Source organism: Tepidibacter aestuarii (genome assembly GCF_934924865.1).
Taxonomy (GTDB): Bacteria; Bacillota; Clostridia; order Peptostreptococcales; family Peptostreptococcaceae; genus Tepidibacter_A; species Tepidibacter_A aestuarii.
Window position 1 is genome coordinate 674,197 of record NZ_OW235315.1, and the last position, 16,871, is coordinate 691,067.

Here is a 16,871-nt window from a genome sequence, read left to right on the forward strand (position 1 = left end):
AAAACGATTGAAATATAGAAATATAATATATAGAAAAAAAGACATTATAGGGAGGAATTAAAGTATAATGATAAAAAAATTAAATGAAGTAATAAGTAAGGTTAAAAGTATACAAACTATGAAATTAGCAGTTGCAGCTGCTCAAGACGAAGAGGTTTTAAAAGCTATATTTGATGCTAGAAAAGAAGGAATTATAGAACCTATATTAGTTGGCGATACTGAAAAAATAAAAAAAATAGCTAAACAATTAAATGAAGATATAGAAGGAATAGAATTAATAGAAGCTGAAGGTTTAAAGGAAAGTGCTGAAATAGCAGTAAAACTTGTATCTAGTGAAAAAGCAGATTTTGTTATGAAGGGTCTAATAGATACATCTATACTTTTAAAAGAAGTTTTAAATAAAGAGTATGGACTTAGAACAGAAAGTCTTTTAAGTCATGTAATGGTATATGAACTTCCTAGTTATCATAAGTTATTAATTCTTACTGATGGAGGAATGAACATCAGTCCGAATGCAGAGCAAAAATATAAGATAATGAAGAATGCTATAGAAGTTGGAAAATCATTAGAACTCGAAACGGTAAAAGGAGCTTGTATTGCTGCAAAAGAAAAAGTAAGTGATAAAATGATAGCAACAGTTGATGCTGACGAGCTTTCAAAGATGGAGTATGGAGAAGGTGTTATAGTTGAGGGACCTCTTGCGTTTGATTTAGCTATATCAAAAGAAGCTGCTAGAATAAAGAACTTCAAAAGTGAAGTAGCTGGAGATGCAGATATAATGCTGGTTCCTACAATAGAAGTTGGAAACGGAATAGGTAAATCTCTCACTTATATGGCTGGTGGAAAATCTGCAGGGATAATAATGGGAGCTAAAGCCCCTGTTGTATTAGTATCAAGAGCTGATACTCATGAATCAAAATTATATTCAATAGCAATAGGTGCATTAATTGCAAACAATAAATAGGTATGGGGAATAAATAATATACATACTATACATTAATCTTGCATAGACATGATTTGTAGTGAAAATTATGTCTGTGTAAGATTTATAATAAAAAATATAGTTTCTTGATAAACATAAAAAAGAATTTTTTGAAAATTGAATAAACTATGACAAAAGATAAACGATATTTAAATGATTCGACAAAAAAATAACATATCACGTAATGTTTAAATTAACTGAAATATTAAAATTATAAATAAAAATATACATTCAAGATATGAATAATGTCATAGATTTATAATTATAAAAAATATACAAGAAATATGCAAAAATATACAACATATATCCCAAAATATGTTATAATTAAACCAAGGAATAGAAAAAAATGGAATATACAAATATATTTTTTAAATATTATCGTTTTTAAATTAACAAACTTAAAGGGGCTTGTTAATTTAAATGAAAAATAGTTATTTAGCTTTTAGACATAACATTTCAAGGCTCATGAAATTTGAATAATAGTACACAATTATCTGAAGATAACCAAAAAAAGTCATGAAGACTCTTTTTGTTGTTATATAAATTTGAAATTTCAAGAGGTTACCATTAAAAGGGGGAAGAAATATGGATGAAAAGTTATTGTCAATTGACAATGCCACTAATGAGCTAATAAAAAAAGCTCAGACAGATGGGGTAGAGACTATTTGGGATAGAAAAGAAAATATGAAGCCATGTCCTATGGGAGAAAAGGGAATATGTTGTAGAATTTGTGCAATGGGACCTTGTAGAATAACTCCAAAAACACCTAGAGGTCTTTGTGGAGCAAGTCCAGATGTTATTGTATCTAGAAACTTTGCAAGAATGGTAGCAGCAGGGGCAGCAGCACACTCAGATCATGGTAGAGATATAGCTCATGTTCTTCATATGTCAAGCAAAGATGGTAATTATAAGGTTAGAGATGAGGCTAAATTAATAAACTTAGCTAAAAGATGGGAAATAGAAACAGATGAAAGAGATATATACGATATAGCTCATGAAGTTGCAGGCGTTGCACTTAATGAATTTGGAAAGCCTTTTGGAAATTTAACATTACCGCCATCATTACCAGAACAAAGAAGAAAAGTTTGGGAGGATCTAAATATAGTTCCAAGAGCAATAGATAGAGAAGTTGTAACTGTTATGCACTCAACTCATGTGGGTTGTACTGCTGATGCAGATAGTATGCTAAATATTTCAATGAGAACATCTCTTGCTGATGGATGGGGCGGTTCTTATATGGCAACAGAACTTAGTGATATATTATTTGGAACTCCAATACCAAGAGAGACAGAAGCAAATCTTGGTGTTTTAGAAGAAAATTATGTAAATATAGTACTTCATGGACATGAGCCTTCATTATCAGAAATGATAGTGCTTGCAGCAGAGGATCCAGAGCTTGTAGCTTTAGCTAAAGAAGTTGGAGCTGAAGGAATAAATCTTGCTGGTATGTGCTGTACAGCAAATGAAGTTACAATGAGACATGGAGTTAAAATAGCTGGAAACTTTGCTCAACAAGAGCTTGCAGTATTAACTGGAGCAGTAGAAGCAGTAATAGTTGATGTTCAGTGTATATTCCCAGCTTTAGCATCTCTTACAGATTGTTATCATACAAAATTCATAACGACATCTCCAAAAGCTAGAATCACCGGAGCAACTCATCTAGAATTTGACGAAGAAAAAGCATTCGAGTCAGCAAAATCAATAGTCAAAGAAGCTATACTAAATTTCTCAAACAGAGACAATAAGAAGGTATTCATACCTAAGAGTAAAAGTCATGCAATAGTAGGATATAGTGTTGAAGCTATAATTAATCAATTAGATAAGGTTGTAAACTCTCATATAGATCCAGCTGGAACTGTCAAGCCTCTTGCTGATTGTATAACATCAGGAGTTATAAGAGGAGCTGCTGGAATAGTTGGATGTAATAACCCTAAGGTTAAGCATGACTATGGACACATTGAATTAATAAAAGAACTTATTAAGAATGATGTAATAGTTGTTGTAACAGGATGTGCAGCACAAGCGTGTGCGAAAGCGGGACTTTTAAGTAAGGATGCTAAAAGATTAGCTGGTCAAGGTCTTGCAACTGTATGTGAACTTGTAGATATACCTCCTGTACTTCATATGGGTTCTTGTGTTGATATAAGCCGTATATTACATCTTGTAGGAGAAGTTGCTAAGTTCTTAAATGTTGATATACCTCAATTACCAGTTGTTGGAGCAGCACCTGAGTGGATGTCAGAAAAGGCAGTAGCTATAGGAACATATGTTGTTTCATCAGGAATAGATACATGGCTTGGAGTGGCGCCGCCTGTAACAGGAGGACCAAGAGTTTTAGAAATACTTACAAATGAACTTGAGAATATAGTTGGAGCTAAATTCTTTGTAGAGCCAGACCCTGTAAAAGCTGCAGGACAAATAATAGAAAGAATAGAACAAAAACGTAAGGTTTTAGAAGAAATGTTCGAGAAAAAGGAAGAATTAGCAAAAGCTTAAAAATAAACTGAGAAGGTGATAAAACATGAAAATAGCTGTAACAGGAAAAGGTGGAGTGGGAAAAACAACATTTTCAGCAATGCTTTCTAGAATATATGCAGACGAAGGTTATCGAGTTTTATCAGTTGATGCAGATCCTGATGCCAATTTAGCATTGGCATTGGGATTTCCTCAAAAGCTAATAGATGAAATAGTACCTATATCAGAAATGAAAAATTTAGTAGAAGAAAGAACTAGTGCACAAGCCGGAACGTTTGCTAAGATGTTTAAGATGAATCCAAAAGTTGATGATATACCTGATAGATATTGCAAGGAGTACAATGGAGTAGGGGTTCTTAGTATGGGAACTATTGATACGGGAGGATCTGGTTGTGTTTGCCCTGAACATGTACTATTAAAAAGACTTACTTCTCATTTAATTCTTCAAAATAAAGATGTAGTTGTTATGGATATGGAAGCTGGTATTGAACACTTGGCAAGAGGGACAGCTCAAGGTGTAGATGCCTTTATAGTAGTTGTTGAACCTGGAGAAAGAAGTCTTCAGACTTATAGAAAGGTAAAAAAACTAGGTGAAGATATAGGAGTAGGCAAAGTTTGGGTAGTCGCGAATAAGATAAGAAATGAAAAAGACGAATATTTTATATTAGATAATGTAAAAAAAGAAGAACTTTTAGGTTTTATATATTATAATGAAGATGTAATAAATTCAGATAGGCAAAATTTATCTCCTTATGATAATAGTGAAAAAACTAGAGAGGAGATAAAGTACATAAAACAAAAAATACAAGGGGGAATTTAAAATGAGTTTTAAATCTGATATTCAAATAGCTCAAGAAGCTAAGCCTCAAGATATAAGGGAAATTGCTAAAAAGCTTAACCTAACGGAAGAAGACATTGAGTTATATGGAAAATATAAAGCTAAAGTGGATTATAACTTATTAAAGAGAGAAACTGGCAAAAAAGCTAAGTTAATATTAACTACAGCAATAAATCCAACACCAGCTGGAGAAGGAAAGACAACTACAACTATAGGTGTTGCAGATGGACTTGCTAAGCTTGATAAAAATGTTTTGGTTGCTCTAAGAGAACCATCACTTGGACCTGTATTTGGAGTTAAAGGGGGAGCAGCAGGTGGAGGATATGCACAAGTTGTTCCAATGGAAGATATAAACTTACACTTTACTGGAGATTTTCATGCTATAGGTGCTGCAAATAATTTACTTGCAGCTATGATAGATAACCATATATATCAAGGAAACAAACTTGATATTGATCCAAGAAGAATAACTTGGAGAAGATGCGTTGACATGAATGATAGACAGTTAAGATTTGTAGTTGATGGACTTGGAGGAAAAGCCAATGGAATGCCAAGAGAAGATGGATTTGATATAACTGTTGCATCTGAAATTATGGCAGCATTTTGTCTTGCTAATAATATATCGGATTTAAAAGAAAGATTATCTAGAATAATAATAGGTTACAACAGATCGGGAGAACCTGTTACTGCTGGACAAATAAACGCTCACGGTGCTATGGCATCTCTTTTAAAAGATGCACTAAAACCAAACCTTGTACAAACGCTTGAAGGAACACCAGCATTCGTTCACGGAGGACCATTTGCAAATATAGCACATGGTTGTAACTCTGTAATAGCTACTAAGATGGCTATGCATTTTGCAGATTATGTAATAACAGAAGCTGGATTTGGAGCTGACCTTGGAGCTGAAAAATTCTTAGATATTAAATGTAGAATGGCTGACTTAAAGCCTGATGCGGTTATAATAGTTGCTACTGTTAGAGCTCTTAAATACAATGGTGGAGTAGCTAAGAATGATCTAAATGAAGAAAACTTAGAAGCTTTAGAAAAAGGACTTCCAAATTTATTAAAGCATGTTGAGAATATTACTAAGGTATATAAATTACCTGCAGTAGTTGCTATAAATAGATTCCCACTTGATACAGAAGCTGAACTTAACTTAGTTAAACAAAAATGTGAAGAATTAGGCGTTAACGTTGCTTTATCAGAAGTATGGGCAAAAGGTGGAGAAGGTGGAGTTGAAGTAGCTAAAGAAGTTCTTAGATTAATAGAAGAAGAAGAGAATGACTTTACTTTTGCATACGAGTCTAATATGCCTATTAAAGATAAGATAAGAGCTATAGCTCAAAAGGTATACGGAGCTGATGATGTAGACTTTACTCCAGCTGCAACTAAAGAAATAGAAAACCTTGAAAAAATTGGATTTGGAGAAATGCCTATATGTATGGCTAAGACTCAGTACTCATTAACTGATGATCAAACTAAGCTTGGAAGACCTACTGGATTTAATATAACTGTAAGACAAGTAACAGTTTCAGCAGGAGCTGGATTTATAGTAGCATTAACTGGTCAGATAATGAAGATGCCAGGACTTCCAAAAGTTCCTGCAGCAGAGAGAATAGATGTAGATGAAAATGGAACAATATCAGGATTATTCTAATAACAATAGGAGGAACTAATATGAAATTAATAGAGAAAAACTCTATCGAATTCGTTGAGGTTCTTGCTTCTAAAGCAGCTGTCCCTGGAGGTGGAGGGGCAGCAGCTTTGGTAGGAGCTATAGGAATGGCTCTTGGAAGCATGGTTTGCAACTTGACGATAGGAAAGAAAAAATATGCAGAATATGAAGAAGTAGTTAAAGAGGCATTAGAAAAAGCTACTAAAATTCAAGAAGAGTTGCTAAAAATGGTAGATGAAGATGCTGAAAACTTCCTACCTTTATCAAAAGCATATGGAATAAAAGCTAACACAGAAGAAGAAAAAAGAGAAAAAGATAAAGTAATGGAAGAAGCTTTAAAAACAGCATGTTCAGTTCCTATAGAAATAGTAAGAACTTGCTATAAAGCAATAAAGCTTCATGAAGATTTAGTTGGTAAAACATCTAAGCTTGCTATAAGTGATATCGGAGTAGGAGTACAGTGCTTAAGAGCTGCACTTATAAGTGGAAAGTTAAATGTTGCTATAAATATAAACTCTATAAAAGATCAAGAATATGTAAGCAAAGTTAAAGAAGAGACAGATAGATTAGTTTCTGAAGGAACTAAGATAGCTGATGAAGTTTATAAAAAAGTTGAACAAGAGCTTTGTAAATAAAAAGGGGGAACTTTAAATGGCAGATTCAGTAGTTATGGATAGTATTATAAAAGGAAAACCTGTTGCTGATAAAATATCAGAAGAATTAATAAAAGAAGTTGAAGGTTTAAAGGCTAAAGGAATAAATCCTAAACTTACAATAGTTAGAGTAGGCGCAAGAGGAGACGATTTAGCATATGAGAGAGGCGCACTTAAAAGATGTGAAAAAGTAGGAATATTAACAGAGGTTAAGGAACTTGCTGAGGATATAACTCAAGAAGATTACATAAATGAATTAAAAAAAGTAAATGAAGATGATTCAACTCATGGAATATTATGCTTTAGACCTCTTCCAAGGCATTTAAATGAAGAGCAAATAAAATATGTTATATCTCCTGAAAAAGACGTGGACTGCTTTAGCCCTGTAAATGCAGCAAAAGTTATGGAAGGAGATAAATCAGGATATCCACCATGTACACCTACTGCAGTAGTAGAAATATTAAAGCACTATGGGGTAGAACTTTCTGGTAAGAAGGTAGCTGTACTTGGAAGATCTATGGTTGTTGGAAAACCAGCTGCTATGCTTTTATTAAATGAAAATGCAACAGTTACTATATGTCATTCAAGAACTAAAGATTTAGAAAAAGTTACAAGTGAAGCTGATGTATTAGTAGCTGCTGTCGGAAGAGCTAAAATGGTTAAAGAAAGCTTTGTAAAAGAAGGAGCAGTAGTTATAGATGTTGGTATAAATGTTGATGAAGATGGAAAATTATGTGGAGATGTTGATACAGAGAATGTTAAAAATGAAGCATCTATGATAACACCAGTTCCTGCTGGGGTTGGATCTGTTACAACTTCTATACTTGCTAAACATATAGTTAAAGCTTGTAAAATGCAAAATAAAGCATAAAACAAGGGGGGAATAGAGATGATAATTTCAGAAAAAAAACCTTTAGAGGAAGTTCTAGAATATATAAAGGACGCTCAAAAGGTAATTGTTACAGGATGTTCACTATGTGCATCAACTTGTAAGGTCGGTGGAGAAGAAGAAATAGAAGAAATGAAAAGTATATTACAAGAGAATGGTAAAGAAGTTTTAGGGGTGAAGCTTTTAGATCCATCATGTAATTTATTAAAAGTAAAAAAAGATTTAAAATCTTTAAAACAAGAATTAAAAGAAGCTGATGCTATAATTTCTTTAGCTTGTGGAGATGGAACTCAAACAATAGCTAAAAATGTTAAAATTCCAGTATATCCAGGAAATAACACTATGTTTATTGGAGAAATTGAAAGAGTTGGTCAATACGCTGAATCTTGCAAAGCTTGTGGAGAGTGTGAGCTTGGATGGACTGGAGGTATCTGTCCAGTCACTATATGTGCTAAGGGATTATTAAATGGAGCATGTGGTGGAGCTAAGGATGGAAAGTGTGAGGTTAATCCTGAAAATGAATGTGCATGGATTATGATATATGAAAAATTAAAAGAATTAGACCAACTTGATAACTTAACGGCTATAAAACCAGCTAAAGACTATAAAAAATGTGCAAATCCAAGACATATAAACTTAAAGAAAAAAGAAGAATTAGCGAAAGCTTAGAAGGTTTAAAAGGGGGATTTGAGATGAGCTTATTAAAAAAAGCTTTAGAAAGTGGAGAATTCGGTGTTACAGCTGAAATGGCTCCTCCGAAAGGGATTGATTTTAAACACTTAATAGAGTGTGCAAGAATGATAAAGGGAAGAGTACAAGGCGTAAACGTAACAGATTTTCAATCAGCTGTTATGAGAACAACATCGCTTGCTACATGTAAGGTTTTAAAGGATGAGGGTCTTGAGCCTGTTCTTCAAATGACAGGAAGAGATAGAAATAGAATAGCTATACAGGGAGAATTATTATCTGCCGGTTTATTTGAAATTAAGAACATGTTAGCTTTAACAGGCGATCATACAGTAGTTGGAGATCATCCAGGAGCAAAGCCTGTTTATGATTTAGATTCAGTAGGAATACTTCAAACAGCTGAAACTCTAATGGATGGAGTTGATATGGTTGGAAATGAGTTAAAGGGTAAACCTGAATTTTACCTAGGTGCTTGTGTAACGCCGAGATATGCTCCTTTAGAAGTACAAATACTTAAAATGGAAAAGAAGATAAAGGCAGGGGCTAAATTCTTCCAAACTCAAGCAGTATTTGATATAGAAACTATGAGAGAATTTAGAGAAAAGACTAAGCATTTAGATTGCAAAGTATTAGCTGGAATAATACCACTAAAAAATGTTGGAATGGCTAGATTTATGAATGCCAATGTTCCTGGTATATACGTACCAGAAGAGGTTATAGAAAGAATAAAAGCTGCTGCTAATAGCGTAGAGATACTAGATGGAGCAACAGAGAAAGAAGTAAAGAAAATAAAAGCAGATGCTAGAGTTCAAGAGGGAATTAAAATTGCTGGAGAATTTATAAAAGAATTAAGAGCAGAAGGCTTATGTGATGGGGTACACATAATGGCAATCGGAGCTGAAGAAAATGTACCAGCAATACTAGATGCTGCTGGATTATAGAATTACTCAATAAAAATTATTAGACAGTCATATGTTGTTTTAACACAAAAACAGTAGGATGGCTTTATTTATACATATTCATGCATAAAAATACATAAAAAATGTATAAAAATAGAGGAAATTGGGGGATTTTAGATGAAAATAGCAGTAATAGGGGGAGGACCAGGAGGATACGTAGCGGCTATTAAGGCATCCATGATGGGTGCTGATGTTACACTAATAGAAAAGAAAAGAGTAGGTGGAACTTGCTTGAATGTTGGATGTATACCTACTAAGGCATTGCTAGCATGTTCAGAAATGTTAATGAATGTAAGAGAGTCTGAAAGCTACGGTATTAATATAGACGGAGATATAGATGCTGATTTCGAATCTATGATGGATAGAAAAGATAAAATCGTAGATCAGCTTGTAAAAGGGATAGAGTTTTTATTTGATAAAAAAGGTGTAAAGCTTGTAAATGGATTTGGAAAATTAATAAGCAAGAATGAGATAGCAGTTTCTAAAGAAGACGGATCAAAGGAAGTAATAAAAGCTGATAAAATAATACTTGCAACAGGATCTGTACCTATAGTACCTCCTATGTTCCCATATGATGGTGAAAAAGTTATAACTAGTGATGAGGCTTTGAACTTAAAGGAACTTCCAGAGTCTATGTTAATAGTTGGAGGAGGAGTAATTGGATGCGAATTTGGCCAATTCTTTAGAACTTTAGGAACTAAAGTTTCAATAGTTGAAATGGCGGATCAAGTTCTTCCTTTTGAAGATAAAGATGTTGCCAAACAGTTGCAAAGAAGCTTTAAAAAGGATAAAATTAAATTGTTAACAGGTAAAAAAATACAAATTTGTAACATTAAGGATGATGAAGTTGTAGCAAATCTTGATAATGGAAAATCTGTAGAAGCTGATATTATGCTAGTTTCTGTTGGTAGAAAACCTTACCTTGAAAATTTAGGAATAGAAGAACTTGGAATAAAAACAGAAAGAGGAAAAATAGTAGTAGATGAAAAGATGCAAACAAATGTAGATGGAATATATGCAATAGGAGATATAGTGGACAGCCCGTTCCTTGCACATGTAGCTTCAAAAGAAGGTATGATAGCAGTTGAGAATGCTCTTGGAAAAGATAAAAATATAAATTATACAGCTATTCCGAGATGTGTATATACAGAACCTGAGGTTGCAGGAGTTGGACTTACTGAAAAGCAATTAGAGGAAAAAGGTATACAGTATAAGATAGGTAAATTCGAGTTTAGAGGACTTGGAAAAGCTCAAGCAATAGGAAAATTCCAAGGGTTTATAAAGGTATTAGCAGATAATGAAGATAAGATAGTGGGAGCTTCTGTAGTGGGTCCTCATGCTACCGATTTGCTAACAGAGCTTACTTTAGCTGTTAACTTGGGCCTTACTGTAGAACAAGTTGGAGATGTTATTCATCCTCATCCAACCTTATCGGAGGGATTAATGGAAGCTTTACATGATGTACATGGAGAATGTGTACATTCAGTTACAAAAGCAAAAGCTGACGCTTAGTAAAGATAGAGCTTTATTAAAAGCTCTGTCTGAGATATGAGTTAGGGGGTAGAGTTATGGGATATACAATAGCTGTAGCAGGAAAAGGTGGAACTGGAAAAACTAGCTTGACAGGGCTTTTAATAGACAATTTAGTCAAACAAGGAGAAAATCCAATACTTGTTGTCGACGCAGATGCAAATGCAAACATAAACGAAGTATTAGGTGTAGATGTAGAATGCACTATAGGAGAAATAAGAGAAGAAGTAAATCAAAGAGAAATCTCTGGAAATGGATTTCCTGGAGGTATGACTAAAGCTCAATATTTAAAGTATAAACTAAATACTTCTGTAACAGAAGGAGATGGATACGATCTTTTGGTTATGGGAAGATCAGAAGGTCAAGGTTGTTACTGTTATGTAAATGGAGTTTTAAGAGAGCAAACAGACTCACTATCTGATAGCTATAAGTACTTAGTTATAGATAATGAAGCTGGAATGGAGCATTTAAGTAGAAAAACTACTAAACATATAGATACTTTATTCCTTGTAAGTGATTGTTCAAGAAGAAGTATTCAAGCTGTTGGAAGAATTAAAGAACTTGTAAAAGAGCTTGATTTGAAAGTCAGTAATATACATCTAATAGTTAATAAAGCAATAGGTGGACAATTGCATGAAGGGGTAAAAGAAGAAATTGCAATTCAAAATTTAAATTTAATAGGTGTAGTTCCAATGGATGAAATGATATATGAATATGATTCAAGTGGAATACCACTAGTTAAGTTACCAGAAGATAACAAGTCTAAATTAGCTATTAAAGAAATATTATCAAAAATAGAAATTTAAAAAGTAGTTATTAAGGGGGCGATTTTTGTGGCATTTAAGATGTCTGTTCAAAAATATGCAGGAAAAATTTCGGAAGTTGAAATTGGAACTGGAGAAAAAGCTTTAAAATTAGGTGGAGAAAATGCAATGCCATTTTACAGTTTTGATGGAGATTGTGGAAATATAGCTAAAATGGGAGTAGAAATATTAGATGTATTCCCAGAGAATTGGATAGAGCCATTAAAAGATTTATACAAGGATGTAGCTGAAAATCCAGTTGAGTGGGCTAAGTTTGTAGAAAAAGAAATGGAACCTGATTTTATATGCTTGAAGTTTGAAGGAGCTGATCCTAACGGATTAGATAGATCTGCTGAAGAGTGTGCACAAATTGCAAAGGATGTAGTAGAAAGTATTGAGATACCTTTAGTTATTTCAGGGTGTAATAACTTTGAAAAAGATGCTAAGGTATTTGAAAAGGTAGCAGCATCTGTTGATGGGAAAAATTGTTTATTCTTAGCAGCAGTTGAAGAAAACTATAAGGCAGTAGGAGCAGCAGCTGGTCTTGCCTATCCTCATAAGGTAGGAGCTGAGTCTTCTGTTGATATAAACTTAGCGAAACAATTAAATGTACTATTGAATCAACTTGGAGTTAAAGAAGAAAACATAGTTATGAATATAGGTTGTTCAGCAGTAGGATATGGATATGAGTATGTTGCTACAACTATGGATAGAATCAGACTTGCAGCATTTGGTCAAAATGATAAAACACTTCAAATGCCTATAATAGCACCTGTTTCTTCTGAAACTTGGTCAGTTAAAGAATCTGTTGCTGATGTTGAAGATGCTCCAGAGTGGGGATGCAAAGAAGAAAGAGGAATAACTATGGAAATATCAACTGCATCTAGTATGCTAGTAGGGGGAGCAAATGCAGTGATACTTCGTCATCCGAAATCTTTAGAAACTATGAAGAAATTTGTATGTGAATTAGCATAATAAATAGAGGTTAAGGGGGAAAGAAAAATGGCTTTAAAAGGATTAGATATATTTAAATTATCTCCAAAGAAAAACTGTAAGGATTGTGGATTTCCAACATGTATGGCGTTTTCTATGAAGGTTGCAGCAGGAGCAACTGAAATATCAAAATGTCCTCATATGAGTGATGAAGCTTTAGCTAAGCTTTCAGATGCTACTGCACCACCTATGAAAACTTTAACTATAGGTAAAGGTGAAAATGAGTATAAGCTAGGTGGAGAAACAGTACTTTTCAGACATGAAAAGACTTTAGTTAATAGAAATAGATTTGCAGTGTTATTATCTGACTCTATGGATGATGAAACTGTAAATAATAAGATAGAGAACATTAAAAAAGTTGACTACATAAGAATCGGTGAACAAATGAAGGTTGAAATAGCTGCCTTAAAATACACTGGTAATAAAGAAAACTACATTAAATTAATAAATAAAGTGAAAGACAGTGAAATAAAAGTAGCTTATATGTTAATTTGTGAAGATGTAGATGTATTGAAAGAAGCTCTTGAAATAGTTAAGGGAGAAAACCCTATAGTTTATGGAGCAAACAAAGAGAACTACAAAGAAATGGTAGAACTTGTTAAAAATGATAAACTAGCATTAGGTGTTAGAGGAGAAAATCTTGAAGAGTTATATAGTTTAGTAGAAGATATTCATAAACTAGGATACAAAGAGTTAATATTAGATCCTACTAGTAAGAATATGAAAGAAGCATTTACTAATGCAGTTCAAATAAGAAGAATTGCTTTAAAAGAGGGAGATAGATCATTTGGATATCCTTCAGTTGTATTCGCTAATGAGATTGCCAAAGGTGATAAGAATATGGAAGTTGCTATATCTTCTTTATTCACAGTTAAGTATGGATCTATAATAGTTCTTGATGATATAGATTATGCTAGAGCGCTTCCTTTGTTTGCTCTAAGACAAAATATATATACAGATCCTCAAAGACCTATGAGAGTTGAACCTAAGATTTATCCTATAAATAACCCAGATGAGAATTCTCCGGTTCTTGTAACTGTTGACTTTGCACTTACTTACTTCATAATAGCTGGAGAAATAGAAAGATCTAAGGTTCCAATGTGGCTTGCAATACCAGATGCAGGAGGATACTCTGTTTTAACAGCTTGGGCTGCTGGTAAATTCGGAGGAAGTAGTATTTCAAACTTTATTAAAGAAAGTGGAGTAGCAGAACAAACTAAATGTAGAAAGCTTATAATACCTGGAAAGGTAGCTGTTTTAAAGGGTGATATTGAAGATAATTTACCTGGATGGGATGTTGTTATAGGAACTAATGAAGCTATGGAACTTCCTAAATTCTTAAGAGATTTTAATGAAGAATTAAGAACTGCTAAAGCTTAATTAAAAATAGGAAGGATTTATCCTTCCTTCATTATAAAAGGGGGTAATTATTAATGGGAAAATTTATGATAATAGGAGAGAGAATCCACTGTATTTCACCAACTATAAGAAAGGCGCTAGAAGAAAAAAATCCTGAGCCAATTTTAAAAAGAGCTAAAGAGCAAATAGACGCAGGAGCTCATTACATAGACTTTAATATAGGACCAGCAGAAAGAAATGGAGAAGAATTAATGACTTGGGGAGTTAAGTTAATTCAAGAAAACTTCAATAATATACCTATAGCTTTAGATACCGCTAATAAAAAAGCTATTGAAGCAGGTCTTAAGGTTTACAATAGAGAAAATGGAAAGCCTATCATAAATTCTGCTGATGCAGGACCAAGATTTGATCTTATAGATTTAGCTGCTGAGTATGATGCTATGGTAATTGGACTTTGTGCTAAAGAAGGTATTCCAAGAGATAATGATGAGCGTATGGCTTATTGTACTCAAATATTAGAAAGAGCTATGGAACTTGGAATGGATCCAGAAGATATATTATTTGATCCATTATGTCTTGTTATAAAAGGTATGCAAGAAAAGCAAATGGAAGTTTTAGAGGCAATAAGAATGATGAGCGAGATGGGACTTAAAACTACTGGAGGACTTTCTAATGTATCAAATGGTGCTCCAAAAGATATAAGACCAAAGCTAGATACAGCATTCTTAGCTATGGCAATGGCAAATGGATTTAGCTCAGCAATAATAAATCCATGTGATAAAGAACTTTCAGAAATGATAAAATCTTGTGATGTAATAAAAGAAAATATATTATACGCTGACTCTTATTTAGAATTATAGAGAATGTAAAATAAATATTCGGGGGGATAGAAAAATGAGTTTATTTAAAACTATATTCACAGGATCTAACCAAGCATTAGACGCGGCTACGGATTTTTTAAATAAAAGTATAGAAGAAAAAGGAATTGATCATAAAGTTGCTTTTCCTGATACTGCATATTCACTTCCTATTATATATGCAGCTACTGGACTTAAAATGGAAAGTTTAGCTGACCTTCAAAAAGCATTAGGAGTTGTTAAAAGTTTAATAGGTGAAGAAAAAGAAAACCTAGAAAATGGACTTAATGCAGGTCTTGGAACAGCTGTTGCAGCCGAAGTTATAGAAGCTATTAAATACTCTACTATGGATGCTCCTTATGAAGCACCATGCGCAGGACATATAAGTGACCCTATAATTCGTTCTCTAGGCGTTCCTCTAGTTACAGGAGATATACCTGGAGTTGCAGTTGTATTAGGAGAATGTCCTGATGCTGAAACAGCAGCAAAGGTTATAAAGGATTATCAATCTAAGGGTCTTTTAACATTCTTGGTTGGTAAGGTTATAGATCAAGCTATAGAAGCAGATGTGAAGATGGGTCTTGATTTAAGGGTAATACCTTTAGGATATGATGTTACATCTGTAATACACGTTGTATCTGTAGCTGTTAGAGCAGCTCTTATATTCGGAGCATTGGAGCCAGGTAATTTAGAGGGATTATTAGATTATACTCTTAATAGAGTTCCAGCATTTGTAAATGCGTTTGGACCATTAAGTGAGCTTGTTGTATCTTGTGGAGCTGGAGCTATAGCTTTAGGATTCCCTGTTATAACAGATCAAGATGTATTTGAAGTTCCAACTAGATTATTAACTCAAAAAGATTATGATAAATTCGTAGCTACATCACTTGAAGCTAGAGAAATAAAGATAAAAATAACTGAAATTCCTATACCAGTAGCATTTGCTGCAGCATTTGAAGGAGAAAGAATTAGAAAAGGAGATATGTTTGCAGAATTTGGTGGAGGAAAAACAGAGTCTTGGGAATTAGTTTTAAAAAGAGAGCTTTCTGAAATTGAGGACCATAAGATTGAAGTAATAGGACCTGATATAGATACTATTGAAGAGGCACCGGGAAGATTACCTCTTGCTGTAATTGTAGAAGTTGCTGGTAAGAATATGCAAGAAGATTTCGAGCCTGTACTTGAAAGACGTATCCATTACTTTATGAACTACACTGAAGGCGTAATGCATGTAGGTCAAAGAGATATAACTTGGATAAGAATAGGTAAAGAAGCAAATGAAAAAGGATTTAGATTAAATCATATAGGTGAAGTTTTATATGCTAAGATGATGGATGAATTTGCATCTGTTGTTGATAAGTGTCAAGTAACTATAATAACTGAGCCTGAAAAAGTAGCAGAACTTAGAGGTAAATATGCTACTCCAAAATATGAAGCAAGAGATGCAAGACTTGCATCATTAACAGATGAGAGTGTAAATGATTTTTATTCTTGTAACCTATGTCAGTCATTTGCTCCAGCTCATGTATGTATAGTAACTCCAGAAAGACTAGGTCTTTGCGGAGCTGTAAGCTGGTTAGATGCTAAGGCTACTAAAGAATTAGATCCTACAGGACCTTGTCAACCAGTACCAAAAGATGGTGTTGAGGATGAGAAAGCGGGAGTTTGGAGTGCTGTTAATGAAACTGTAGCTCAAATTTCTCAAGGTGCAGTAGAGAGAGTAACTCTTTATAGTATAATGGAAGATCCTATGACTTCTTGTGGATGTTTTGAGTGTATATGTGGAATAATGCCAGAAGCTAATGGACTTGTAATAGTTAATAGAGAGCATGGAGGAATAACACCTCTTGGAATGACATTTGGAGAACTTGCATCTATGACAGGAGGAGGAGTTCAAACTCCAGGATTCATGGGTCATGGTAGACAATTTATTTCATCTAAGAAATTCGTAGCAGCTGAAGAAGGAACAAGAAGAATAGTTTGGATGCCAAAAGAATTAAAAGATTATGTAAGAGAAAAATTAGATGCTACTGCTAAAGAGTTATATGGAGTAGAAAACTTCACAGATATGATATGTGATGAGACTATAGCTACTGAGTCTGAAGATGTATTGGCATTCTTAGAAGAAAAAGGCCATCCAGCATTACAAATGGAAGAAGTTATGTAAG

Annotated in this window: 14 protein-coding genes; all 14 read left to right on the forward strand. The window is 33.7% G+C overall.

From position 1 onward, the window contains the following. The first annotated feature begins 67 nt into the window (after positions 1-67). Positions 68-964: a bifunctional enoyl-CoA hydratase/phosphate acetyltransferase gene (locus tag M2214_RS03200; RefSeq protein WP_248482759.1), complete on the forward strand. Its 897-nt coding sequence runs from the start codon at positions 68-70 to the stop codon at positions 962-964. A 603-nt stretch (positions 965-1,567) separates the two neighbouring features. Continuing rightward, positions 1,568-3,478: an anaerobic carbon-monoxide dehydrogenase catalytic subunit gene (cooS, locus tag M2214_RS03205; protein WP_248482761.1), complete on the forward strand. Its 1,911-nt coding sequence runs from the start codon at positions 1,568-1,570 to the stop codon at positions 3,476-3,478. Between the two features lie 25 nt (positions 3,479-3,503). Then, complete coding sequence (locus M2214_RS03210; RefSeq protein WP_248482763.1) at positions 3,504-4,277, forward strand: ATP-binding protein; 774 nt, start codon at positions 3,504-3,506, stop codon at positions 4,275-4,277. Between the two features lies 1 nt (position 4,278). Beyond that, a complete protein-coding gene (locus M2214_RS03215; RefSeq protein ID WP_248482765.1) occupies positions 4,279-5,955 on the forward strand; it encodes a formate--tetrahydrofolate ligase in 1,677 nt (558 codons plus the stop codon). A 20-nt stretch (positions 5,956-5,975) separates the two neighbouring features. Next, positions 5,976-6,608: a cyclodeaminase/cyclohydrolase family protein gene (locus M2214_RS03220; RefSeq protein ID WP_248482767.1), complete on the forward strand. Its 633-nt coding sequence runs from the start codon at positions 5,976-5,978 to the stop codon at positions 6,606-6,608. Positions 6,609-6,642: 34 nt separating this feature from the next. Then, positions 6,643-7,497: a bifunctional 5,10-methylenetetrahydrofolate dehydrogenase/5,10-methenyltetrahydrofolate cyclohydrolase gene (locus M2214_RS03225; RefSeq protein WP_248484742.1), complete on the forward strand. Its 855-nt coding sequence runs from the start codon at positions 6,643-6,645 to the stop codon at positions 7,495-7,497. Between the two features lie 18 nt (positions 7,498-7,515). After that, a complete protein-coding gene (locus M2214_RS03230; protein ID WP_248482769.1) occupies positions 7,516-8,184 on the forward strand; it encodes a methylenetetrahydrofolate reductase C-terminal domain-containing protein in 669 nt (222 codons plus the stop codon). 23 nt (positions 8,185-8,207) lie between these two features. Further along, complete coding sequence (locus M2214_RS03235; RefSeq protein ID WP_248482771.1) at positions 8,208-9,143, forward strand: methylenetetrahydrofolate reductase; 936 nt, start codon at positions 8,208-8,210, stop codon at positions 9,141-9,143. 135 nt (positions 9,144-9,278) lie between these two features. Beyond that, positions 9,279-10,673 carry a dihydrolipoyl dehydrogenase gene (lpdA, locus tag M2214_RS03240; RefSeq protein WP_248482773.1) on the forward strand — a complete coding sequence of 465 codons (1,395 nt, stop codon included), beginning with the start codon at positions 9,279-9,281 and terminating at the stop codon, positions 10,671-10,673. Between the two features lie 56 nt (positions 10,674-10,729). Next, a complete protein-coding gene (locus M2214_RS03245) occupies positions 10,730-11,497 on the forward strand; it encodes an ATP-binding protein (RefSeq protein WP_248482775.1) in 768 nt (255 codons plus the stop codon). Positions 11,498-11,524: 27 nt separating this feature from the next. Beyond that, complete coding sequence (gene acsD, locus M2214_RS03250) at positions 11,525-12,469, forward strand: acetyl-CoA decarbonylase/synthase complex subunit delta (protein WP_248482777.1); 945 nt, start codon at positions 11,525-11,527, stop codon at positions 12,467-12,469. 27 nt (positions 12,470-12,496) lie between these two features. Beyond that, the gene (acsC, locus tag M2214_RS03255; RefSeq protein WP_248482779.1) at positions 12,497-13,867 is read left to right on the forward strand and encodes an acetyl-CoA decarbonylase/synthase complex subunit gamma; all 1,371 of its coding nucleotides are present in this window, start codon (positions 12,497-12,499) and stop codon (positions 13,865-13,867) included. Positions 13,868-13,920: 53 nt separating this feature from the next. Then, a complete protein-coding gene (acsE, locus tag M2214_RS03260) occupies positions 13,921-14,706 on the forward strand; it encodes a carbon monoxide dehydrogenase/acetyl-CoA synthase methytransferase subunit (protein ID WP_248482781.1) in 786 nt (261 codons plus the stop codon). 34 nt (positions 14,707-14,740) lie between these two features. Beyond that, the gene (gene acsB, locus M2214_RS03265) at positions 14,741-16,870 is read left to right on the forward strand and encodes an acetyl-CoA decarbonylase/synthase complex subunit alpha/beta (RefSeq protein WP_248482782.1); all 2,130 of its coding nucleotides are present in this window, start codon (positions 14,741-14,743) and stop codon (positions 16,868-16,870) included. The last annotated feature ends 1 nt before the right edge of the window (position 16,871 follow it).